At 71.4% G+C, this 24,021-nt stretch carries 16 protein-coding genes; 1 reads left to right on the forward strand and 15 read right to left on the reverse strand.

Annotated features, from left to right (window positions below; all coding sequences use genetic code 11):
* Window positions 1-22 precede the first annotated feature (22 nt).
* The 8 genes from BCL65_RS08550 to BCL65_RS08585 all read right to left on the reverse strand — a co-directional run bounded on the left by BCL65_RS08550 (window position 23) and on the right by BCL65_RS08585 (window position 9,690).
* Complete coding sequence (locus tag BCL65_RS08550; RefSeq protein ID WP_181340728.1) at window positions 23-1,042, reverse strand: ABC transporter substrate-binding protein; 1,020 nt, start codon at window positions 1,040-1,042, stop codon at window positions 23-25.
* A gap of 154 nt (window positions 1,043-1,196) precedes the next feature.
* Entirely contained in the window at window positions 1,197-2,768 is a 1,572-nt protein-coding gene (locus BCL65_RS08555) for a sugar ABC transporter ATP-binding protein (RefSeq protein ID WP_243400944.1), read from the reverse strand.
* Window positions 2,768-3,787: a LacI family DNA-binding transcriptional regulator gene (locus tag BCL65_RS08560; protein WP_106267081.1), complete on the reverse strand. Its 1,020-nt coding sequence runs from the start codon at window positions 3,785-3,787 to the stop codon at window positions 2,768-2,770. Before BCL65_RS08560 ends, BCL65_RS08555 begins: the two co-directional genes overlap by 1 nt.
* 205 nt (window positions 3,788-3,992) lie before the next feature.
* A complete protein-coding gene (araA, locus tag BCL65_RS08565; RefSeq protein ID WP_106267083.1) occupies window positions 3,993-5,504 on the reverse strand; it encodes an L-arabinose isomerase in 1,512 nt (503 codons plus the stop codon).
* A 45-nt stretch (window positions 5,505-5,549) separates the two neighbouring features.
* Entirely contained in the window at window positions 5,550-6,269 is a 720-nt protein-coding gene (locus BCL65_RS08570) for an L-ribulose-5-phosphate 4-epimerase (RefSeq protein ID WP_165799980.1), read from the reverse strand.
* A 34-nt stretch (window positions 6,270-6,303) separates the two neighbouring features.
* Window positions 6,304-7,920: a xylulokinase gene (locus tag BCL65_RS08575; RefSeq protein WP_106267085.1), complete on the reverse strand. Its 1,617-nt coding sequence runs from the start codon at window positions 7,918-7,920 to the stop codon at window positions 6,304-6,306.
* Window positions 7,921-8,038: 118 nt separating this feature from the next.
* The gene (locus tag BCL65_RS08580) at window positions 8,039-9,073 is read right to left on the reverse strand and encodes a LacI family DNA-binding transcriptional regulator (protein ID WP_106267405.1); all 1,035 of its coding nucleotides are present in this window, start codon (window positions 9,071-9,073) and stop codon (window positions 8,039-8,041) included.
* A gap of 35 nt (window positions 9,074-9,108) precedes the next feature.
* Complete coding sequence (locus tag BCL65_RS08585) at window positions 9,109-9,690, reverse strand: GNAT family N-acetyltransferase (RefSeq protein WP_106267087.1); 582 nt, start codon at window positions 9,688-9,690, stop codon at window positions 9,109-9,111.
* A gap of 29 nt (window positions 9,691-9,719) precedes the next feature.
* Here BCL65_RS08585 and purU point away from each other — a divergent pair, with 29 nt between their 5' ends.
* A complete protein-coding gene (gene purU, locus BCL65_RS08590; protein WP_106267089.1) occupies window positions 9,720-10,631 on the forward strand; it encodes a formyltetrahydrofolate deformylase in 912 nt (303 codons plus the stop codon).
* A gap of 28 nt (window positions 10,632-10,659) precedes the next feature.
* Here the strand turns inward: purU and BCL65_RS08595 are convergent, their stop codons facing one another.
* The 7 genes from BCL65_RS08595 to pulA all read right to left on the reverse strand — a co-directional run bounded on the left by BCL65_RS08595 (window position 10,660) and on the right by pulA (window position 23,975).
* On the reverse strand, window positions 10,660-11,781 hold the full coding sequence (locus tag BCL65_RS08595; protein ID WP_106267091.1) for a substrate-binding domain-containing protein: 1,122 nt from the start codon (window positions 11,779-11,781) through the stop codon (window positions 10,660-10,662).
* An 89-nt stretch (window positions 11,782-11,870) separates the two neighbouring features.
* Entirely contained in the window at window positions 11,871-12,626 is a 756-nt protein-coding gene (locus BCL65_RS08600; protein WP_106267093.1) for an ATP-binding cassette domain-containing protein, read from the reverse strand.
* Window positions 12,623-13,825 carry an ROK family transcriptional regulator gene (locus BCL65_RS08605; RefSeq protein ID WP_374108588.1) on the reverse strand — a complete coding sequence of 401 codons (1,203 nt, stop codon included), beginning with the start codon at window positions 13,823-13,825 and terminating at the stop codon, window positions 12,623-12,625. The genes BCL65_RS08600 and BCL65_RS08605 overlap by 4 nt, the downstream gene beginning before the upstream one ends.
* 69 nt (window positions 13,826-13,894) lie before the next feature.
* Complete coding sequence (mmsB, locus tag BCL65_RS08610) at window positions 13,895-15,073, reverse strand: multiple monosaccharide ABC transporter permease (RefSeq protein ID WP_106267097.1); 1,179 nt, start codon at window positions 15,071-15,073, stop codon at window positions 13,895-13,897.
* Window positions 15,070-16,629: a multiple monosaccharide ABC transporter ATP-binding protein gene (gene mmsA / locus BCL65_RS08615; protein ID WP_106267098.1), complete on the reverse strand. Its 1,560-nt coding sequence runs from the start codon at window positions 16,627-16,629 to the stop codon at window positions 15,070-15,072. The genes mmsB and mmsA overlap by 4 nt, the downstream gene beginning before the upstream one ends.
* 126 nt (window positions 16,630-16,755) lie before the next feature.
* The gene (gene chvE / locus BCL65_RS08620; RefSeq protein WP_106267100.1) at window positions 16,756-17,916 is read right to left on the reverse strand and encodes a multiple monosaccharide ABC transporter substrate-binding protein; all 1,161 of its coding nucleotides are present in this window, start codon (window positions 17,914-17,916) and stop codon (window positions 16,756-16,758) included.
* 254 nt (window positions 17,917-18,170) lie between these two features.
* The gene (pulA, locus tag BCL65_RS08625; RefSeq protein WP_106267102.1) at window positions 18,171-23,975 is read right to left on the reverse strand and encodes a pullulanase-type alpha-1,6-glucosidase; all 5,805 of its coding nucleotides are present in this window, start codon (window positions 23,973-23,975) and stop codon (window positions 18,171-18,173) included.
* Window positions 23,976-24,021: the final 46 nt, after the last annotated feature.

Here is a 24,021-nt window from a genome sequence, read left to right on the forward strand (position 1 = left end):
ACCCGTTCCGCGGGGGTGCCTGTCAGTACTGGCGGTCGGGCAGGGCCTCGGCCGCCGCCTCCTGGTCGAAGGCCAGGTCCTCGACCACGATGCGCTTCTCGACCTCTTCGCCCGCGACGACCTTCTGGGCGATCTCCGCGAGGTCCGGGCCGAGCAGCGGGTTGCACTCGACGATGTAGTTGATCTTGCCGTCGGCGAGCGCCTGCATGCCGTCCTTGACCGCGTCGATCGTGATGATCTTGATGTCCTCGCCCGGGACCATCCCCGCGGCCTCGATCGCCTCGATCGCGCCCAGGCCCATGTCGTCGTTGTGGGCGAAGACCAGGTCGATGTCGTCGTACTTCTGCAGGAAGCCCTCCATCACCTGCTTGCCCTCGGTGCGGGTGAAGTTGCCCGTCTGCGAGTCGATGACCTCGATGTCGCTGCCCTCGATCGCGGCGGCGAAGCCCTCCTTGCGGTCGATCGCCGGCGCGGAGCCCGTCGTACCCTGCAGCTCGACCATCTTGTAGCCCTCGCCGTCGTACTGCTCGACGGCCCACTCACCGGCCATCTCGCCCTCGAGGACGAAGTCGGAACCGATGAACGACTCGTAGAGGGTGTCGTCCTGGGAGTCGACGGCACGGTCGGTGAGGATCACGGGGATGTCCGCGGCCTGCGCCTCCTGGAGGACCGGGTCCCAGCCGCTCTCGACCACCGGGGAGAACGCGATGACGTCCACGCCCTGCGCGATGTAGGACCGGATCGCCTGGATCTGGTTCTCCTGCTTCTGCTGTGCGTCGGAGAAGCTGAGGTCGAACCCGTTCTCCGCCGTCAGGGTGTCTTGGATGGACTTGGTGTTCGCCGCGCGCCAGCCGGACTCCGCGCCGACCTGCGAGAAGCCGATCGAGATGACGTCGTCGCCCTCGGCCATCTCCTCCTCGCCGCTCGCGGTCTCCTCGCTCGAGCCGGACGGGGCCTGCTCGCTGCTGCAGGCGGCCAGGGTCAGCATCGCCGCCGCCGACACGGCCGCCACCGTGCCGCGCATCCACATCTTCCGTGTCATGTGTGTTCTCCTCCTCGAGACGCCAGGCCACCGGTGCTCCCGGTCCGCGGGTCAGCTCCGACCCTTGGCTTGTGACCGCTAACATAGCGCAGATGTGACCGGTCACAAAGAGGCCTGAGCGCACAACACATCACGATCCCGTAACAGCGACAGGTCAGTCCGCGTCGCCGGCGGCCGGCCCGTCCAGCTCGGCCGCGATCATCTCGACGATGGTGTCGACGGTGACACCGGGCCCGTTGCTCAGCTCGCCGATCTTCTCCCTGTCCTTGAGCACCACGATGCGGTCGCTCAGCCGGACCACCTCGTCGAGCTGGGAGGAGATGAAGACGACGGCGACCCCCTCGCCGGCCAGCTTGGCGACACGGCGCTGGATGTCCAGCTTGGCGGCGATGTCGATGCCGCGGGTCGGCTCGTCGAGGATCAGGACGTGCGGCCGCGTGGCCAGCAGGCGAGCCAGCATGACCTTCTGCTGCGTCCCGCCCGACAGCTCGCCGGCCGGTCGGTCCAGGTCCTCGTGCGACAGGCGCAGGGCGTCGAGGTACGTGTCCACCACCGCCTCCTGCTCGGCGCGGGACAGGGGCCGGGTCCAGCCCCGGAGCGCCTGCAGCGCCAGGACGATGTTCTCGCGCACCGTCAGCCCGGCGACGATGCCCTCGTTGCGGAGGTTCTCGCTCGACACCGCGATCCGGTGCCGCAGCGCGGCCGCCGGGCCGCGCAGCTGCACGCGGGAGCCGTCGAGCCAGAGCTCGCCCCGGTCGGCGCGCTCCACCCCGCTCATCAGGCGGGCCAGCTCGGTGCGTCCCGAGCCGCGCAGACCGGCGAACCCGACGACCTCCCCCCGGACGAGGTCGACGTCGGTGGGCTCGAGCGTCCCGTGGCGTCCGATCGACGTCGCCCGCAACGCCACCTGGCTCGAGCCCGCGTAGTGGTGCGACAACCGCTGGGAGTGCAGCGCCTGCAGCGCGTCGATGTCCTCGCCGATCATCTTCGAGATCAGCTCGGCCCGCTCGACCTCCGCCGTGCAGTACTCGGCCACGACCCGGCCGTCCCGCAGGACCGTCATCCGGTTGCTCACCTCGAAGACCTGCTCGAGGAAGTGCGAGACGAACAGGATCGCCACTCCCTGGTCGCGCAGGCGGCGGACCACGCCGAGCAGCTGGGCGGCCTCCGCCTCGTCGAGGCTCGACGTGGGCTCGTCGAGCACGAGGACCCGCGGCTCCAGGACGATCGCCCGTGCGACAGCCACGAGCTGCTTGGTCGCCGGCGACAACGCCTCCAGGGGAGTCCGCAGGTCGACGTCCTCGATGCCCAGCGTGGCCAGCGCGGCCGCGGCGCGCTCCCGGCACCTCGCCCACCTGATGCCGAAGCGCCCACGCACCTCGTGACCGATCATGATGTTCTCCGCCACGGACAGGTGCGGGCTCAGGTGCGACTCCTGGAAGACGGTCGCGATGCCCTCCGCCCGGCTGCGCGCGACGCCCGTGGGCGTCAGGGGCACGCCGTCGACGAGGATCCGACCGGCCACGATCGGCACCGTCCCCGTCAGCGCACCGATGAGGGTGGACTTCCCGGCGCCGTTCTCCCCCATGAGCGCGTGCACCTCGCCCGGCCGCAGGACCAGGTCTGCCGAGTCGAGCACCCGGACACCCGCGTACTCCACCGTGATCCCGTGCATCTCGACCACCGGCGCCGCCGGCTGCTCCATCGGTGCCGTCCGCGCCGCCATCAGTCGCCCTTCCGCGGCGGCGCGCTCGACGCGCGCTCGACGATCTCGGCCGGGATGCGGGTCAGCTCCGGGATCTCACGCTCCTCGATGGCGGCCCGCAGGACGTCGACCACCGAGACACCGAGCGCGTCGAAGTTCTGTCGCACGGTCGTCAGCGGAGGGATGACGTGTCGCGCCAGCGGGATGTCGTCGAACCCGACGACACTGACGTCGTCGGGCACCGAGAACCCCCGCTCGTGCAGGCCGTGGACGAGCCCCACGGCCATGTCGTCGTTCGCGACGAAGACCGCCGTGTACTCGGGGAGCTCGCGGATCCCGCGCGCGAAGTCGTAGGCGAAGTCGGCCGTCCAGTCGCCGACGACGATCGGGCGCTCGCGCAGGCCCCACGACTTCGCCCGGGCCCGGAAGGCCCGTTCGCGCGTCCTGGCGTCGAGCCAGTCGAGCGGACCGGCCAGGTGCAGGATGTCGCGGTGCCCCAGCGAGACCAGGTGGTCGACGGCGAGCGCCGTCCCGGCCTGCTGGTCCACCGTCACCGTGAGGAACGTCGGGTCCTTGTCGGGCTTGACGACGAGCACGGGGACACCGACGGCGATGCGCCGCAGCGCCGCGATCGACGACGACCGCGGCGCGACGACGCACAGCGCCTCGATGCCCAGCGCGATGAGGTGGTCGACGGCCTCCTGCGGGCTGATCTCCTCACCGGCGCGCAGGAGGACCGAGCTGACCTCGTAGCCCGAGGCACGGGCGGCGGACTCGACGGCGTACAGCGTGCTGGTCGGGCCGAACGTCATCGCGCTCTCCACCAGGACGCCGATGCGGCGGCTGCGCTGGGTGGCGAGGGCTCGCGCCGTCATGCTGGGGCGGTAGCCGAGCTCCTCGATGGCCTCCTCGACGCGACGCCGGGTGGCCTCCCGGATGTTGGGGTGGTCGTTGAGCACCCGCGACACGGTCATGTGGGACACGCCGGCGAGCTGCGCGACCTGCCGGATGTTCGGCTTGTCGACACCGGGACTCGCCATGAGGCCTCCATCGGATTCCGCCGGACGGCCGACGGGCGGCGCGGCGACCACAGGATACCGCCGGCAGCGAACGACCCCACGCCCACCCCCCGGTTGTGGGTGCACGACACGCCGCCGAACCCGAAGGTTCGGCGGCGTGTCGTGCACCCACAGCGGAGGGCGGGGTGGGGTGGAGTGGGGTGGGGCGGGCGTCAGGGGTGGGTGGTCACAGCCCCCGGGCCATCCGGTAGTACACCTGGTTCCAGCGCACCTGGTCGGTGAAGCCGCGCCGGGTCGTCGACTCGTCGATCACCAGCAGCTCGGTGCCCGCGATCTGGGCGAAGACCTCGAAGGCCTCGATCCCGGCGGCGGTCGACATCACCGTGTGGTGCGCGCCGCCGGCGGTCAGCCAGGCCTCGGCCGACGTCGCGAAGTCCGGTCGCGGCCGCCACACGGCCCGGGCCACGGGCAGGTTCGGCAGCTCCTCGGTGGGCGGCACGACGTCCACCACGTTCGCCGTGAGGCGGAACCGGTCGCGCATGTCGGCCAGCGAGACGACGACGGCGCCCTCGGTGGGGTCCGCGTCGAACACCATGCGCACCGGGTCCTCCTTGCCACCGATGCCGAGCGGGTGGATCTCCACCCGGGGCTTCGACGTCGTCAGGGAGGGGCAGATCTCCAGCATGTGCGCGCCGAGGATCAGCTCGTTGCCGGGCGTCAGGTCGTAGGTGTAGTCCTCCATGAGGGAGGCACCGCCCGGCAGGCCCTCGCCCATGACCTTGGCGGCGCGGACCAGCACTGCCGTCTTCCAGTCGCCCTCGGCGCCGAAGCCGTAGCCCTTGCTCATGAGCCGCTGCACCGCGATGCCGGGGAGCTGGCGCAGGTCGCCGAGGTCCTCGAAGTTCGTGGTGAAGGCCTTCGCCCCGCGCTCGACGAGGAACGCCTCCATGGCGATCTCCTGGCGCGCGGCGTACCGCAGCGAGTCGTGGCGCTCCCCGCCCGCGCGCAGCTCCGGCGCCACGTCGTAGAGCTCCTCGTACTCCGCCACCAGCGCGTCGACGGCGTCGTCCGAGACCTCCGCGACGGCGGCGACGAGCTCGTTGACCCCCCAGGTGTTGACCGAGACGCCGAACTGCAGCTCGGCCTCGGTCTTGTCGCCCTCGGTGACGGCCACGTTGCGCATGTTGTCGCCGAACCGGACGAGGGTGAGCTCGTGCGTGGCGGCCCAGCCGGCGGCGCCCCGGACCCAGGTGCCGACCCGGCGCTGCACGGCCGGGTTCGAGACGTGGCCCACCACCGTGGTCCGCGCGACGCCGAGGCGGGACAGCATGTACCCGTACTCGCGGTCGCCGTGCGCGGCCTGGTTGAGGTTCATGAAGTCCATGTCGATCTCGGACCAGGGCAGCTCGACGTTCGCCTGTGTGTGCAGGTGCAGCAGCGGCTTGCGCAGGGCGTCGAGCCCGGCGATCCACATCTTCGCAGGGCTGAAGGTGTGCATCCAGGTGATGACGCCGAGCACGTTGTCGTCGCTGTTCGCGTCGAGCATCGCGCGGCGGATCGAGCCGGAGTCCTTGAGGACCGGCTTCCACACGATGTTCGCGGGGACCTCGCCGGCGGCGTGCAGGGCCTCGGCGACCTCGCGCGACTGCTGCGCGACCTGCTCCAGGGTCTCGGGTCCGTACAGGTCCTGGCTGCCGGTGAGGAACCAGACCTCGCGGTCGCCGTAGGGCTTGCTCATGTGCTTCCTTTCGAGAGGGACGTTCGGGGCCGACGCCGGCCGGGGTCAGCGCTGGCCGTACACGTTCTGGTAGCGGTCGTACAGCGAGTCGACGTGCTCCTGCGCGATGGGGAGCGGCTCGCCGAGCTGGCGCGAGACGTGCACCGCGCGGGCGACCTCCTCGCACAGGACGGCGGCCTTGACGGCCGCCTTGGCGTCGGAGCCGATGGTGAACGGGCCGTGGTTCTGCATGAGCACGGCCTTCGAGCGGGAGCCCTGCAGCGTCTCGACGATCCCGCGGCCGATCGAGTCGTCGCCGATGATCGCGAACGGGCCCACGGGGACCGGTCCGCCGAACTCGTCCGCCATCATCGTCAGCACGCAGGGGATCTCCTCCCCGCGGGCGGCCCACGCCGTGGCGTAGGTGGAGTGCGTGTGCACCACGCCGCCCACCTCGGGCATGTGCGCGTAGACGTAGGCGTGCGCGGCGGTGTCCGACGACGGCGCCCGGTCGCCCTCGACGAGGTTCCCGTCCAGGTCGCACACCACCATGGCGTCCGCCGTGATGTCGTCGTAGGACAGCCCCGAGGGCTTGATGACGAGCAGGTCGCCGTCGGTGCCGGGCGCCTGGTCGTCGGCCACGCGCTCGGAGACGTTGCCCGCGGTCCACACCACGAGCTCCCAGCGGGGCAGCTCGGCATGGAGCGCCGCGACCTTCTCCTTGGCGGCGTCGACGGCGGCCCGCAGGTGGGCGGGTACCTCGGTGATGGGCCCGTTGATCGGCATCGGGGTGGTTCTCCGTTCCTCGGTCGGGACGGCGCTACAGCGCCGCGGTGGCGGCCCGCTCGACCGCGAGGCCGGCGGTGTACCGCTCCAGGTAGGTGGCGAAGCCGGCCACGTCGTCGGCGTCGGGCTCGGCGACCTCGAGGACGGCGTCGGCGAACACGCGCTCGTCGAGGTAGTCGGCGAGGGACTCCGCGTCGGCACCGGCTGCGGTGGCCGCGGCGGCGTGCGCGGCCAGCACGGCGATGCCCCAGGCGCCGCCCTCCCCCGCGGTCTGCCCGACGGAGACGGGCGCGCCCACCGCGGCGGCGAGGAGCCGCTGGGCCACGCCGGCGGTCCGGAACACCCCGCCGTGCGCGAACAACGAGTCGATGGCGACACCCTCGCCGTGGAGCACGCGCATGCCGAGGGCCAGCGTGCCGAAGGCGCCGTAGATCTGCGCGCGCATGAAGTTGGCCAGCGTGAGCCGGCTGCCGGGCGTGCGCACGACGAGGGGCCGGCCCTCGTCGAGACCGGTGATGGGCTCGCCGGCGAGGTAGTTGTAGGCGAGCAGGCCACCGCCGTCGGGCTCTCCCTCGAGGGCCGCGCGGAAGAGCGCGCCGAACACCTCGTCCGCGCCGCCGTCGTGCCCCAGCGCGGTGGCGAGCTCGCCGAACATCCCGGCCCATGCGTCGAGCTCGCTCGCGCCGTTGTTGCAGTGCACCATCGCGACGAGGTCGCCGGCCGGGGTGGTGACCAGGTCGAGCTCGTGGTGGACGCTGGTGAGCGGCTGCTCGAGGACGACCATGGCGAAGACGGAGGTGCCCGCGCTGATGTTGCCGGTGCGGGGCGCCACCGCGTGGGTGGCGACCATGCCGGTGCCCGCGTCGCCCTCGGGCGGGCAGAGCAGGACCCCGGGCTCGAGGGTGCCGGTCGGGTCGAGCAGCGCGGCGCCGGCGGGGGTGAGCCGCCCGGCCTCCGTGCCGGCCGTCAGCACCTCGGGCAGGAGGCCCTCGACCTGCAGGCCGGGCCGCTCGGCGGCGACCAGGTGGCGGAACTGGCCCAGCATCCGCTGGTCGTAGTCGCGCGTCGCGGGGTCGATCGGGAACATGCCCGAGGCGTCGCCGACCCCCAGCACGTGGCGGCCGGTGAGGGCCCGGTGCACGTAGCCGGCCAGCGTGGTGAACGAGGCGATCTGCGGCACGTGCGGCTCGTCGTCGAGGATCGCCTGGTAGAGGTGCGCGATCGACCAGCGCAGCGGGATGTTGTACCCGAACAGCTCGGAGAGCTCGGCGGCGGCGGGCCCGGTGCTCGTGTTGCGCCACGTGCGGAACGGCACGAGCAGCTCACCGGCGGCGTCGAACGGCAGATAGCCGTGCATCATCGCGGAGACGCCCAACCCCGCGTACGTGGTGGGCCGGACACCGTAGCGCTCCTCGACGTCGGCCACGAGCGCCGCGTAGGCGCCCTGGATCCCGGCGTGCACCGCCTCGAGGGAGTACGTCCACACCCCGTCGACGAGCTCGTTCTCCCAGGCGTGGGACCCACCGGCGATCGGCGTGTGGTCCGGGCCGACGAGACAGGCCTTGATGTTGGTCGAGCCGAGCTCGATGCCGAGCGTCGTCCGCCCGGCCGTGATGGCGTCCCGCACGGTCGCCTGGTCCTGCAGCGTCATCGCCGTGTTCACTCCTTGAATCGGGTCGTGATGATGTTAGCGCTCACATGGTGTCGGTTCCAACCCGGCCCCGACGGCGCTGGTCGCGGCACCGGACGCCGTCCCGCCGGGCACGCCGTCAGCGCGGCGGCGCCGTCGACGAGCGCACGACCAGGCGCGGCTCGATCCGCTCCACCGCCACGGTCTCGCCCGCCAGCGACGCGAGCACCATCGCGACGCACTGCGCGCCGAGCGCCGCGAAGGGCTGCCGGACCGTCGTCAGCGGCGGTACGAAGTAGGCCGCGCCCGCCACGTCGTCGAACCCGACCACCGAGACGTCGTCGGGCACCCGCAGGCCGCGCTCCCACAGCGCCCGCAGGATCCCCAGCGCGAGCTGGTCGTTCCCGGCGAGCACCGCCGTCGGCCCCTCCCCCGCCACCACGGCCTCCGCCAGGTCCTGCCCCGCGTGGTAGCCGTCCTCGGCCGACCAGCTGCAGGTCCGCGGCCGGGTCGGCTCGATGCCGTGCGCCGCCAGCGCCTCCCGCCAGCCCGCGGCGCGCTCGCGCGCGTCGAACCAGTCCTGCGGCCCCGCGACGTGCACCACGTCGGCGTGGCCCAGGCCGAGCAGGTGCTCGGTCGCCGCCCGTGCCCCCGCCCGCTGGTCCACGGCGACGGACATCGTGGCCGACGCCGGCTCCGCGGCCGCGCTGCCCGCCCTGGTCTCCGCCGTGGCCTCTCCCAGAGCCGCCACGACCACCACCGGGACCGGTGCGCGGAACGACTCGACCGCCGCGGCCACGTCGTCGTGCGGGGCGATGACGACGATGCCGTCCACGCCCTGTGCCATGAAGTGCTCGAGCGCCTCGTGCATCGACCTCGTGTCGTAGGTGCGCAGCGTCGCGACGGACACGAAGTAGCCCTTGTCGCGGGCTGCCTCCTCCACCGCGATGAGGGTGCTCGTCGGGCCGAAGAGCGCCGACCCCGTGGTCACCACGCCCAACGTGCCCGAACGGGACGTCGCCAGGGCCCGTGCCGCGCTGTTGCGCCGGTAGCCGAGCTCCTGGATCGCGGCCTGCACCCGTTCGCGGGTCTCCCCGCGGACGCTCGCGTGCTCGTTGAGCACGCGTGAGACGGTCTGGTGCGAGACCCCGGCGACGGCCGCGACGTCGGCCATCGACGGCCGCCGGACCCGGTCGGTCCCGTGGCCGCTCACGGCCGGTCGGCGGAGGAACCCGCGGCGGAGTCGTCCACCGGCTGCGCGTCGACCGCGTGCAGCACCCGGCGCAGGTAGGTCATCGTCAGCTGGCCGGCGGCCTCGTCGTACTGCGCCTCGTAGCCGTGCTTCGTGTACAGCGCGAGGTTGTGCTTGGAGTCCTTGCCGGTGAACGCCCAGATCTCGGTGACGTGCTCGGGCAGGTAGTTGAGGATCGCGAACATCAGCGTGGTGCCCAGGCCCTTGCCCTGCTGGTCGGGCGCGACGGCGAGACGGCCCAGCGTCGCCTTCGGGCCCTCGACCTCGACGCGGATCGACCCCACCAGCCGGTGACCCTCCCACGCGCCGATCGTGACGATGTCGTCGCGTGCCATGTCCTCGCGCAGCTCCGCCAGCGTCTGGGTCAGCGGCGGGATGTGCGGGTCGTCGTACAGCTGCGCCTCGGAGACGAACGCCGCACGCCGCAGCGTCAGCAGCTCGCCGGCCTGGTCGTCGGTGACCAGGGCGATCCGGGTGGACTTGTCGGGCGCCGAGGCGCCGCCCGCGGCGCCGTCCGGGACGGCGGTCGTGTCGCTCATGGCCCCATCGTGGCAGACCGTGGGCGACAATGGCGTGCGTGACCACACCGCCCGCTCCTGCCTCCCCGCCCTCGAGCACGCCGGCACCCGCCGGGCGCCCCACCGAGTGGGTCCTGACCATGTCGTGCCCGGACCGCCCCGGCATCGTGCACGCCGTGAGCGGGATGCTCGCCGCGCACGACGGCAACATCACGGAGTCCCAGCAGTTCGGCAACCCCGGCTCGGGCACCTTCTTCATGCGGGTCCAGGTCGAGTCGCACGCCTCGCGCGAGGAGCTGGAGGCCGCGATGTCCGACGTCGCGGCGAGCTTCGAGATGACGTGGACCCTGGACGTCGTGGGTCGCCCCGTGCGCACCCTCGTCATGGTCTCCCGCGCCGCCCACTGCCTGGTCGACCTGCTCTACCGCGAGCGGGACCAGGGCATGCCGATCGACGTCGTCGGGGTGGTCGGCAACCACCGCGACCTGGAGGACATCGCCGAGTTCTACGGCAAGCCGTTCCACCACGTGCCGGTCACGAAGGACACGAAGGCCGCGGCCGAGGACCGTCTGCGGCGGCTCGTCGACGAGCTCGACGTGGAGCTCGTCGTGCTGGCCCGTTACATGCAGATCCTGTCGGACGAGCTGTGCCGCGACCTGTCCGGGCAGGTCATCAACATCCACCACTCGTTCCTGCCGTCCTTCAAGGGCGCCCGCCCCTACGCCCAGGCGCACGAACGCGGCGTCAAGCTCATCGGTGCCACGTCCCACTACGTGACCGGGGACCTCGACGAGGGGCCGATCATCGAGCAGGACGTCGAGCGGGTGGACCACTCGCGGGCCGTGGCCGACCTCGTCGCCCTCGGCGAGGACGTCGAGCGGCGCACCCTCGCCCGTGCCGTGCGGTGGCACGCCGAGCACCGCGTGCTGCTCGACGGCCACCGCACGGTCGTCTTCCACTGAGGCCGACCGACGCGGCGCGGCCCCCGGGTCAGCCGACGGTGATCTCGTCGTCCGTGTAGTACCCGCTGTCCACCAGGACCTCGTCGATGTCGCCGCGGTTCACCGTCGACACGCCGAGCAGGTACGTCGGCACGACCTTCACCCCGTTGTCGTACGTCGTGGTGTCGTTGACCTCGGGCTCCTCGCCGTCCAGGTAGGCCAGCGCCGCCTTGACGGCCTCCTCGGCCAGCGCGCGCGTGTCCTTGAACACCGTGGAGTACTGCATCTTCTCGCGGATGAGCTTGACCGACGCGGCCTCGGCGTCCTGGCCGGTCACCACGGGCATCCCGTCCGCGATCTTCGGGCCGTGGCCCTCGAGGGCGAGGGCGGTGATGGCACCGCGCGAGACGCCGTCGTACGGCGAGAGGACGCCGTGCAGCTCGGTGCCGTCCGCGTAGTACTGCGCCAGGAGGCTCGTCATCCGGTCCTGGGCCAGGTCCTTGGACCAGCGCCAGGTCTCGGCCTCGACGATGTCGACCTGCCCCGACGGCACCGTGACGACGCCGTCGTCGAGGTACGGCTGGAGCGTGTCCATCGCGCCCTGCCAGAAGATGTGCGCGTTGTTGTCGTCCAGGGAGCCGGCGAACAGCTCGATGTTGTACGGGCCCTCGTCGCCGGTGGGTTCGCCGTCGGCGTCGACAACGCCGAGGCCCTGCAGCAACGAGGTGGCCTGGGCGACCCCGACCTCGTAGTTGTCGAAGGTCACGTAGTGGTCCACGCCCTCGCTCTCGAGCAGCAGGCGGTCGTAGGCGATGACCGGGATGTCCCGGGCTGCGGCGGCCTCCAGCTGGTCGGTGAGCCCCGCGCCGTCGACGGCCGCGATGATCAGGAGCTCGGCGCCGCCGTCGATCATCGCCTGCACCTGGTCGGCCTGCTTGAAGCCGGCGGTGTCGTCCCCCGCGTACCGCAGGTCGACGGCGTAGCCCGCCTCCTCGAGACCGGCCGCGAGGGTCTCGCCGTCCGAGATCCAGCGCTCGGACGTCTCGGTCGGCATCGCCACACCGATCGTGCCCGCTCCGGTGGCCTCCTCCTCGTCGGCCCCGCAACCCGACAGGACGAGCGCAGCGGCCGTCCCCACGACGGCAGCACCTGCTGCCAGTCGTCGATTCATCGCGTTCCTCCGTTTCAGTCCGCCGCACCTGGGGCGGACTCCGTGTCTCGATCGCACGCCGAGCGGCGTGCGCTGATCACATCGATCGGTCAGGCGGCCCCGGTGATCGCGGCCAGGATCGACTCGTGGCTGGCCGAGGCCGGGAAGGACCCGTTGTTGCGCCCGTGCCGCAACACCTCGATCCGGTCGGAGACGGCCCGGACGTCGTTGAGGTTGTGGCTGATGAGGATGACGCCCAGGCCCAGCTCTCGCAGCCGTTCGATGTGGGTGAGCACCTCCGCCGTCTGCGCCACCGAGAGGGCCGCCGTCGGCTCGTCGAGCACGACGATGCGCGGCTCTCCGATCAACGTCCGCGCGATGGCCACCGCCTGCCGCTGGCCCGCGGAGAGGCTCCGCAGCGGTGTGCGCACCGACGGGATCCGCACCGTCAGGTGTTCGAGCAGACGGCGCGTGTCGACCTCCATCTGCCCGTCACGGAGCATGCCGGCCCGGCCACGGATCTCCTGGCCGAGGAACACGTTGGCCGTGACGTCCAGGTTCTCGCAGACGGCGAGGTCCTGGAACACGCTGGCCACGCCCAGGGCGTTGGCGGCCGACGGCGAGTGGATCGTCACCGGCTTCCCGGCGATCTCCACCTGGCCGGCGTCCGGCGTGAGCACGCCCGCCACGATCTTGGCGAGCGTCGACTTGCCGGCGCCGTTGTCCCCGACCAGGGCGACCACCTCGTGCGAGCGGACCTCGAGGTCGACGCCGACGAGCGCCTCGACGGCACCGAAGTTCTTGCTCACCTCACGCAGCGCGAGCAGGGGCGAGCGCCGGCGCGTGCCGTCGGTGGGCAGCGTCATCGTCCCGCTCCCTCGTCGTCGGTGCTGTCGGGTCGCTCGAACAGGTCGGTGCTCGCCAGGGCGAGCGCGATCGCACCCAGGAGCTCGGCACGCAACCCTAGCGCGGCCGGCACCACGTCGGGACCACCGGACCGGCTCAGCACCGTGCGACGCCGCAGGGCCTCGCGCAGCGGGGCGAGGAACGCCTCGCCGGTCTCGGCGAGCTCCCCGCCGACGACGACGCGCTGAGGTCCCAGGCCCGTGGCGAGCGCCGCGACGACCCCGCCGACGGTCGCCCCGGCGTCGGCCACGATCTCCCGGCAGCCCGGGTCGTCGTCCTTGGCCAGGCGCACCACGTCCCGCAGCGTGAGGTGGCCGTAGCTGGCGTACAGCGGTTCCAGGAGCGCCGCGCCGCCGACGACCGTCTCGAGGCAGCCGCGGCTGCCGCAGGCGCAGATCCGCCCCGCGGGGTCGACCTGCACGTGCCCGATCTCGCCCGCGGTCCCGTCCGCGCCACGATGGACGCGGCCGTTGACGACGAGGCCGGCGCCCACGCCCTGGGAGGCGTTGACGTAGAGGATGTCGCGCAGCTCACGGCCGGCGCCGAGCGTCGACTCGGCCAGCGCCCCGAGGTTGGCGTCGTTGTCCACGAAGACGGGGCGGGCCAGGCGCTTCTCCAGCACCTGGGAGATCTGGACGGAGTCCCACCCGCGCAGCACGCCGCGCAGGCCGATCATGCCCGTCGCGGGGTTGACGGGGGCGGGCAGCCCTACGCCGATGCCGAGCAGCTCGCCGAGGTCGGAGCCGACCCGTTCCACCAGGTCCACCACGAGCAGGGCGACCCGGTCGAGGCTGGTGTCCGAGCGGTGGTCGGCCGGCAACGGCAGCACCTGCTCCGCGAGGACCTCGTGCGAGACGTCCGCGATCGCCACCCACAGGTGCCGGTAGCCGACGACCACGCCCGCCACGAGCCCGACGCGGTGCGACAGCGTCACCAGCTGTGCCCGGCGCCCGGAACGGACGGTGCTGCGGACCTCGGCGATCTCGGCGGCGACGAGCTCCTTGACGATCGCCGAGACGGTCGCGGCGGACAGCCCGGTGGCACCGGCCAGCTCGACCTGCGTCAGGCCGCCGTGCCTCTTGACCGCGTCCACGACGCGGGCTCGGTTGGCCTCGCGCAGCGACGACTGGGATCCCGCCATCGGGTGCCGTCCCTTCACGCCCCGGAGTGTAGGAGACGACGGCGGCGGGCGGGCGGTCGAACCGCCCGCCCGCCGTCGTCGGGTGGATCAGCGCGCGGCCGCGGCGCGGCGCTTGTTCCAGATGTCGAACGCGACGGCGAGCAGGAGCACGAGGCCCTTGACCACCTGCTGGATCGACTGCGGGACACCCATGAGCTGCATGCCGTTCGACATGACCGCCATGATCAGACCACCGATCATGGCGCCGCCGACGCGGCCCACACCACCCGTGGTCGAGGCGCCACCGATGAAGCAGGCGGCGATCGCGTCCAGCTCGAACATGTTGCCCGCAGCGGGCTGCGCGGCGTTCATGCGGGAGGAGTACACGACGCCCGCGACCGAGGCGAGGACACCCATGTTGACGAAGACCCAGAAGTTGATCCGGCGGACCTTCACACCGCTCAGCTCGGCCGCGTGCCGGTTGCCGCCGACCGCGTAGATGTGCCGGCCGAACACCGACTTCTGCGTCACCAGCGCGTACACGATGATCAGCACGGCCAGGATGACCAGCACCAGCGGCAGGCCGCGATACGTGGACAGCTGGTAGCCGAACCACATGACGACGGCGGCGACGGCGACGATCTTCACGATGAACGTGGGCATCGACTCGACCGACTGCTGGTAGGCGATCTTGCCCTGGCGCGAGCGCCACTGGGACACCGCGTAGCCCGCCACGGCGATGCCGAAGATGACGAGCGTGAAGACGTCGAAGCCCATGCCGCCGAGGAGCCCGTTGAAGAACCCGTTGGCGATCTCGTAGTACGTGCCGCCGAACGGCGAGAGCGAGACGTTGTCCAGCACCAGGTACGTCAGGCCGCGGAAGAGCAGCATGCCGGCGAGCGAGACGATGAAGCCGGGGATGCCGACGTACGCGACCCAGAACCCTTGCCACATCCCGACGAGCAGCCCGACCACGAGGGCCGCGATCACGCCGACGTACCACGGCATGCCCATCCGGATGACGACCACGGCCGAGACCGCGCCCGTCAACGCGACCACCGACCCGACGGACAGGTCGATCTGGCCCGCCACGATCACCATCACCATGCCGATCGCGAGGATCAGGATGTAGGAGTACTGCAGGATGATGTTGGTCAGGTTGTTGGCGCTGAGGAAGTTCGGGTTCAGCGCGGCGAAAAGGATCACGAGCGCCGCGAACGCGACGAAGATCCCGCTCTCGCGCAGGTGCCGGGTCATGAGGTCCCGGGCTCCGGCGATGACGTTCATGATTTCAGTTCCTTCGTGGGCAGGGGCTGGTCACGCTCGATCGTCATGAGCTCCATGAGGCGCTCCTGCGTCGCGTCGGCGACCGGGACCTCACCGGTGATGCGGCCGAAGGCCAGCGTGTAGACACGGTCGGAGATGCCCAGCAGCTCGGGCAGCTCGGAGGAGATGACGATGACCGCCTTCCCCGCCGCGACCATCTTGTTGATGATCGTGTAGATCTCGTACTTGGCGCCGACGTCGATGCCACGCGTCGGCTCGTCGAGGATCAGCACGTCCGGGTCGGTGTACAGCCACTTGGACAGCACGACCTTCTGCTGGTTGCCGCCGGAGAGCTTGCCGACGTTGACCAGCACGTGGGGCGTCTTGATGTTGAGCGACTCGCGGTACTCCTCCGCGACCTTCAGCTCCTCGTTGCCGTTGACCCAGCCGTTCGGGGACAGCTTGCCGAGCCCGGCGGAGGAGACGTTGTGGCGGATGTCGTCCAGGAGGTTGAGGCCGTACTGCTTGCGGTCCTCGGTGGCGTAGGCGATGTGGTGGCTGATCGCCTCGGCCACGTCCCGCACCTGGATCTGCTTGCCGTCCTTGAAGATCTTGCCGCGGATGTTGCGGCCGTAGGAACGCCCGAAGATGCTCATCGCCAGCTCGGTGCGACCGGCGCCCATGAGGCCCGCGATGCCGACGACCTCTCCGGCGCGCACGTGGAACGAGGCGTCGGTGATGATCTGGCGGCCCGCCTGCGTGGGGTGGTCGACGTTCCAGTCCTCGACGCGCAGCACCTCGTCGCCGATGTCCGGCGTGCGGTGCGGGTAGCGGTTCTCGATGTCGCGCCCGACCATGCCGCGGATGATGCGGTCCTGGGTCGAGGCGGGGTCCGCCATGTCGATCGTCTCGATCGTCTGCCCGTCACGGATGATCGTGGTGCGATCGGCGATGTCGGCGATCTCGTTGAGCTTGTGCGAGATGATGATGCAGGTGATGCCCTCTGCGCGCAGCGTGCGCAGCAGGTCGAGCAGGTGCGCCGAGTCCGTGTCGTTCAGCGCGGCCGTCGGCTCGTCGAGGATGAGCAGCTTGACCTTCTTCGACAGCGCCTTGGCGATCTCGATGAGCTGCTGCTTGCCCACGCCGAGCTGGGAGACCGGCGTCGTGGGGTTCTCGTGGAGCCCCACCCGTGCGAGCAGCTCGGCGGCGCGCTGGTTGGCGTCGTTCCAGTCGATCAGCCCGAACCGGTTGCGCGTCTCGTTGCCGAGGAAGATGTTCTCCGCGACGGACAGGTACGGCACCAGGGCGAGCTCCTGGTGGATGATGACGATCCCGCGGTCCTCGGAGTCGTTGATCGACCCGAACCGCATGGTGTCGCCCTCGAACACGATGTCGCCGGTGTAGGTCCCGTGCGGGTAGACGCCCGACAGCACCTTCATCAGCGTGGACTTGCCCGCGCCGTTCTCGCCGCAGATCGCGTGGATCTCGCGTTCGGTGACATCGAGGTCGACCCCGGCCAGCGCCTTGACGCCCGGGAACTCCTTCGTGATGGAGCGCATCTCCAGGATGGTGCTCATGTGCGCCCTCGTCCCTCCTTCTGGGGTGTGCCTGCCGCCGGCGACCACGCCGACGGCAGAGCCCTGGCCGGGCCCGCCGCCGGCACCCGGTGGGTGCCGGCGGCGGGCCCGGTGGTCAGGATCGGATCACTCGGCCTGACCGGCGTCGATCTCTTCCTGGGTCCAGTAACCGCTGTCGACCAGCAGCTCCGTGATGTTGTCCGCGTAGACGGTGTCGACCTCGAGCAGGTACGACGGCACGACCTTCACGCCGTTGTCGTAGGTCTCGGTGTCGTTCGCCTCGGGCTCCTCGCCCGCGAGGTAGGCCTCGGTGGCGACGACGGCCTGGTCGGCGAGCTTGCGCGTGTCCTTGAAGATCGTGGACTGCTGCACGTCGTCCTGGATCAGCTTGACCGAGGCGATCTCGGCGTCCTGACCGGTGACGACCGGCAGGCCCTCCTCCATCGTCGGGCCCATGCCGACGCCCTGGAGCGCCGTGATGATGCCGCGGGAGAGGCCGTCGTACGGCGAGAGCACGCCGTGCAGCTCGGTGCCGTCGTTGTACGTGGAGGTGAGCAGGTCCTCCATGCGCTTCTGGGCGGTCTCCTGCTGCCAGCGCAGGGTGGCGGCCTGGTCGATGTCCGTCTGGCCCGAGGGGACCACGAGCGAACCGTCGTCCATGAACGGCTTGAGGGTGTCCATCGCGCCGTCCCAGAAGAAGTGCGCGTTGTTGTCGTCCAGCGAGCCGGCGAAGAGCTCGACGTTGAACGGGCCCTCCTCACCGGTGGGCTCGCCGGCCTCGTCCGTCAGGCCGAGCCCGGACAGCAGGGCGGTCGCCTGGGCGACGCCGACCTTGTAGTTGTCGAACGAGACGTAGAAGTCCACGTTCTCGCTGTCACGGATCAGGCGGTCGTAGGAGATGACCGGGATGTCCGCGGCGGCAGCGGCCTCGAGCTGGCTCGTGAGGGCCGTGCCGTCGATCGCGGCGATGATGAGCGCGTCGGCGCCACCGGTGATCATCGCGTCGATCTGCTGGGTCTGGGTGGGGATGTCGTCGCCCGCGAACTGCAGGTCGACGGAGTAGCCGGCCTCCTCGAGGCCGGACTTGACGGCGTCGCCGTCGGCGATCCACCGCTCCGAGGTCTCGGTGGGCATCGCCACACCCACGGAGAGGTCGCCGTCGGCCGCAGCCTCGGTGTTGTCCTCGCTGCCGCTGTCGCTGCCCGCGCCTTCGCCCGCGCACGCAGTCAGGGTGAGCGCCAGCGCCGCACCCGCGGCGACCACGCCCATCTTCTTGCCGAGTCGCATCCTCGCGCTCCTTCTCGTCGTCGAGGGTCCTCCGGCGGCGACCTTCACCACCAGTGCCCGTTGGGCCGGACCGAAGCCTCCGGAAGGAGGCCGGGGACAACTTTCCTGTCTTCGAGTCTCGAAGTCAACGCGCGGGCATCACGATCTGGTCACGACCTACGACGCGACACTTCGGGCATTCACCGGCAAAAGCCCGCACCTTGACTTCGTTGCGCGAAGTCAAGGTGCGGGCTTTCCGAGCGAGCTCGTGCTGTTCAGCCCTGCGGGTCCTCCAGCACCGCCACCGTCCGGGCCGGCACCGTGACCTGCCCGGTCGCCGCGTCCCAGGTGGCCTCCCGCACGACGGCGTCTGCCCCGTCACGCTGGACCGGCGACAGCGCGAAGTCGCGACCGGCGAGCTCGTCCAGCGTCACCGTCACAGGTTCCGGCGAGGCGTTGAACACGGTGAGCAGCCCGTCCAGCGCCGGGTCGACGTCGGTGCTGCCGGCCGTGTCGTCGACCGACATCGCGATCACGCCCGGCAGGGCGTCCGGACCGGACGCGGGGAACGACACCTTCTGCTCGATGAGCTCTGCCGACCCGAGCCGGAACAGGTCCGTGGACCCACGCAGCGCCAGCAGCTCGCGCGCCTGCGCGGACGCCTCCTCGATGTCCGCCGGTGCCGGCTTCAGCGCCGGGTCGGCCAGCAGCGGCGCCATGAGGGGCCACTTCTCGGCGTTGTCCGCGGCCATCGGCAGCCCGCGGGCGAACCCGTTGTCCTGGCCCGACCAGTCGATGGCGTTGAACCAGTCGCCCGAGTCGTAGGAGTTCCGGTCGAGGGACTTCGACCGCAGCAGGTCCGTGCCCGCGTGCCAGAACGAGGGCGTCTGGGCCAGCGCCGTGGTGGCCAGGGACACGGTGTTCATGCGCACCCGGTCGGCCATCGACGTCTCGGTCGGCAGCTTGAGCGCCAGCAGGTCGAAGAGCGTCTCGTTGTCGTGCGCGTCGACGTAGGTGACCACCTCCTCCGGGGAGTCGGCGTACCCCGCCGGCGACCCGCGGTAGTCGAGGTCCTCGCCCCGGGTGGGCTCGCCGTCGGAGGCCACGAACGAGAAGTCCCGGAGGTTGCCGGCCAGCCCGAGGCGCACCAGGTCGGTCTGGTGGCCGAGGTCGGCCGCCTCGTCGTCCCCGCCGTCGTTCACCGTGCCGGGCTCACCCGTGCGCGCCTCCCGCCCGTTCGGGTCGGTGAACAGCCCGGTGCCGAAGCCCTGCGTGAACGTCGAGGACCCGTCGACCGGCGAGCCGCCGTGCACGGCGTCGCGCAGCCGGTCGCTGAACGTGCCGATCCCGGTGCCACCCAGGTTGCCCTGCGTGGCCTGCTCGAACAGGGCACCGTCGGCGACCTCCCCGAAGTTCCAGCCCTCGCCGTAGAGGTAGACCGCGGAGCCGTCCACGCCGTCCTCCGCCGGGGTCAGCTCGTCCAGCGCCTCGCGCACCGCGAGCATGTTCTCCCGGCTGTGGTGGCCCATGAGGTCGAACCGGAACCCGTCGACCTTGTAGTCGCGGGCCCACGTCACCACGGAGTCCACCATCAGCTGCTCGGCCATCGCGTGCTCCGTGGCGACGTTCTGGCAGCACGTGCTGGTCTCCACGGCCCCCGTGGTGGGGTCCTGCCGGTGGTAGTAGCCCGGCACGACCTGGTCGAGCACGCTCTTCGCGTCCTGCCCGCTGGCCGCCGTGTGGTTGAACACCTGGTCGAGCACCACCTGGAGGCCGGAGTCGTGGAGCGAGCCCACCATGGTGCGGAACTCCGCCACCCGGGCCCCGCCGTCGGCCCGGACCGCGTACGACCCCTCCGGCGTCGTGAAGTGGTACGGGTCGTAGCCCCAGTTGAAGGCGTCGGTGGCCTGCACCTCGGCCACCGCGGCCTGCTGCTCCTCGGAGTCCGGCGCGTAGCCGCTCAAGTCGCCGGTGGTCTCCTGGTCGGCCGGGTCCTCGGGGATCGTGGCGATGTCGAACGTCGGCAGCAGGTGCACCGTCGTCATGCCGGCCGCGGCCAGCTCGCGCAGGTGCGTCATGCCGTCCGAGCCGTCCTCGGCGAAGGCCAGGTACGTGCCGCGCCGCTCGGCGGGCACGGTCGTGTCCGCGATCGAGAAGTCCCGCACGTGCAGCTCGTAGATCGTCTGGTCGACGGGGCGTTCCACGACCGGCTGCGGCGTGGTCCGCCACACCTTCGGCTGCCAGCGCTTGTCGTCCAACGAGACCACCACCGAGTGGGTCGAGTCCCGCGTCAGGGCGACGGAGTACGGGTCCGTGACGACGTTCGTCTCCACCTGACCGGTGCCGGGGACGTACACCTCGACGGCGAACCGGTATCGGGCGCCGACCCAGGGGTACTTCTTGTCCTCCCGCTTGCCGTCGAGGGTCCAGGCCCCGTCGCTCTGGCGTGCGGTGTCGAACCGGTCGGGGTCGGCGTCCAGGTCCCGGCCCTCCGGCCAGACGAGCAGGTCGACGTCCTGGGCCGTGGGTGCCCAGAGCGCGAAGGACGCCCACTTGCGGTTCGGGTGCACGACGGTGCCCCATGTACGGTTCGCTGCGGCTTCGGCGTACAGGTCGTCCAGCACGCCGGGGAGCTGCACGCCGGTGGCGGCCGTGAGCGTGTCACCGTCGGAACGGGTCAGCAGCAGCTGGCCCGTCATCAGCGCCTCGACGGTCTCGCGGTCCAGCGGTTCGCCGTCCGACGTCGGCACGAGCGTCGCGTGGCCCGCCAGCGCCGGGAAGTCGGCGGCGACGTCGTCGGGCACGTCACCGCCCGCCTCCAGGGCGTACGAGGCCGCGCCGTCCGGCAGGTCGCCGCCGTCCGGGCCGGTCACCGCGCCGTCGGTCACCTCGAGGCCACCGGACGGGGCCGTCCACAGCGTCCACCCGTCGCCCGTGCCCAGGTCGGCGGGCGCGAGCAGCAGGCCACCGCGCACCCAGTGCGCCGCCTGCTGCCCCGTGCCGGCGAGCGGTGGGTTCGCCACCTCGATCGTCAGCTCGTGCGTGGCGAGGTCGTAGGAGAACTCGACCGTCTCACCGTCGCCGACGCTGAAGGAGTAGTTGGCGCCGTCCGGCGCTCCGCCGACGCCGTAGTTCTCGGCCCAGCTCAGGCCGTGCGCGACCTTCGTCTCGTAGGCGCCGCCGTCGAGCGCGTCGGTCGACCAGGTGTACGTGCCGTCGCCGTCGGGGTCCTTGAGCCAGGTGGCGAGGCAGTCCGGCGCCCACGCCGCGGGGCAGCCCACCTGGTCCTGGTACGAACCAGGGAGGGTGACGATCGGCCCCTGGGCCGTCGAGGAGAAGTCCTTGCTCGCCGGGTCCCAGAAGAAGGTGATCTCGCCGCCGTCATGGGTGTACGTCGCGTTGGCTCCGCCCTGTACACCGCCTGCGCCGTAGTTCACGTCCCACGAGCCGTTGAGGGCGACCTTGTACTCGTACTCCCCGGCCGGCACGTCGAAGGTGCCGGACCAGACGCCGTCGGCCCGCTCGGTCAGCCGGGCTCCCTCGCAGTCCGGCGTCCAGTCGCCCGCACAGCCCATCTCGCTGTTGTGGCTGCCGGGCACCGTGACCATGTCGATCTCGGGCTCGGGCTCGACGTCGCCGACGGCACCCGAGACGTCGACCCCGACGGAGGCGAACGTCGAGGCGGCCGACCGGTCACCGTCGGCGTCGACGGTCACCGCGCGGTACTCCACGAGGGTGCCCTCGGGCAGGCCGTCGACGTCGTGGAAGACCCGCGGCGTGGTGTCCTCGGCGGTGCCGAGGTGCTGCCACTCGGCCGTGCCGACCTCGCGCCAGGCGAAGGACGTCTCGGCCCACGCGTCGTCGACGGTCGCCGCGACCGGCGCGGTGCCGGTCACGGCGGCGCCGGCGGCCGGCACCTCGACGGCGATGCTGCCGTCGGCGTCGGCACCCACGGCGCGGTCGGCGACCAGGACGACGGCGGAGGTCGCCGGGACGTCCAGCGTCACGGTGCCCTCGGCGTCCGCGGTGACGGGCTCGGCGTCGCCGTGCAGCACGTCGTACGAGGCGCCCGGCGTGAGGGTCGTGAACGTCGCCGCACGCGCCTCCGCCGCGTTGTTCAGCGCGACGAGGTGCTCGATCTTCTCCTCGCGGTCGATGCGGCTGAAGGCGTAGACCCCCGCGCCGTCGGCGACGTGCCGCTCGACCTGCGCGCCGGTTGCCAGCGCCGGGTGCGCGTCACGCAGCGCGGCGAGCTCGGCGATGTGCGCGTACAGCGGGGCGTCGGTCCCGTAGCGGTCCTGGCTGCCGGCGGTCTCGCCGGTGACGAGCGGCTGGTCCGCGTACGAGTCCACCTGCGTGGCGAAGAGCGTCTGGCGGGCGTCCTTGTCGCCGCCGGAGCCCGCGAAGCCCTGCTCGTCGCCGTAGTAGACGACCGGCTGGCCACGGGTGAGGTACATCAGCTCGTGGGCGAGCTCGTCGCGGGCGAGCGGGTCGTCGGTGTTGGCGAGCATGAAGCCCACGCGGCCCATGTCGTGGTTGCCCAGGAAGGTGGGCAGCGCCGCGGCCGAGGTGTCCGGGGTGGTGTACCGGTCGTCGCTCGCGAAGAGGCTCGCCAGGCCCTTGGCGCTGTTGCCGCTCGCGAAGCTGGTGGCCGACGCCTGGAAGGCGAAGTCCAGCACCGAGCTCATCTCCGTGTCACGCACGTACGGCGAGAGCAGGCGCGCGTCGGCGTCGTACACCTCGCCGAACATGAAGAACTCGTCGTTGCCCTGCGCGCGGGCGTAGTCCATGACCTCGGCGGACCAGGTCTCCCAGAACTCCGGGTTCACGTGCTTGACCGTGTCGATGCGGAAGCCGTCGATGCCGAGGTCGATCCAACCCTGGTACACCTCGACGAACCCGTTCACGACCGTCGGGTGCTCGGTCATCAGGTCGTCGAGCCCGTCGAAGTCGCCGTAGGTGACCGACTCCCCGCTCCAGGTCGAGTTGCCGCGGTTGTGGTACAGCGTCGGGTCGTTGAGCCAGGCCGGGACCTTGACGTCCGCGTCCTCCGGGGCGACGACGGGCGTGTACGGGAACGACGTCGCGGCGTCGAGCGCGGGGAAGTCGGCGGTGCCCGCGACGTCGGCCGGGTCGAACACCTGGCCGTCGGCGTCCGTGTACGGCGAGGTGGCCTGGTCGACGTAGGAGTACTCGCCCTCGGCGTAGTCGACCACGTCGGCCGTGTGGTTGGTGATGATGTCGAAGTAGACCTTGATGCCGCGCTCGTGGGCGTCGGCGATGAGGGCCTCGAGCTCGGCGTTGGTGCCCAGGTGCGGGTCGATCTGCGTGAAGTCGGTGATCCAGTACCCGTGGTAGCCGGCGCTGGCGTCGTCGCCCGTGCCCTGCACGGGGCGGTTGAGGAAGGACGGCGTCAGCCAGATCGCCGTCGTGCCCAGCCCCTCGATGTAGTCGAGGTTCTCGTGCAGACCGGCCAGGTCGCCGCCCTGGTAGAAGCCCTTGTCCGTCGGGTCGAACCCGTGGTCGAGCCGGTCGCCCTCGAGCCCGCCGGTGTCGTTCGACGGGTCGCCGTTGGCGAACCGGTCGGTCATGACGAAGTAGAACCGCTCGTCGGACCCGGCCTGGCGCACGGGCGGCACCACGAGCCCGCCGTCCGCGGCGTCGTCGTACTCCCCGGCGAGACCGAGCGGGGTGAGGGCGGTGCGGTGCGTCGCGTCGTCGTAGGTGACCCGGACGCGGGCGTCACCGCCGAGGACGAGCGGGGCGTCGGCGTCGGTGCCGTCGCGTCCGTAGGCCTCGTCCCAGGCGCCGTCGAGGGCGACCTTGTACTCGTAGCTGCCGGCCGGCAGGTCGTACTCGGCGGTGTAGGTGCCGTCGCCCGCGGGCTCCAGCGTGGTCGCCGCGCAGGTCGGGTCCCAGTCCTCGGCGCACCCGAGCGCCGTCTGGAGGTCGCCGACGAGCGTCGCGGTGCGCTCCTCGTCGGCGGCCGCCGTGGTCGCCACGGCGACTCCGGCGGCGGTGGTGGCGAGCAGGGCGGTGGCGGCGAGCGCCGCGACACCGCGGCGCAGGGGTGGGCGCATGAGGGACTCCTTCGTCGACTGGCCGCCCTGACTGTAACCTTGCAGA

Origin of the sequence: Isoptericola halotolerans (assembly GCF_003003075.1) — a bacterium.
Lineage (GTDB): Bacteria > Actinomycetota > Actinomycetes > Actinomycetales > Cellulomonadaceae > Isoptericola > Isoptericola halotolerans_A.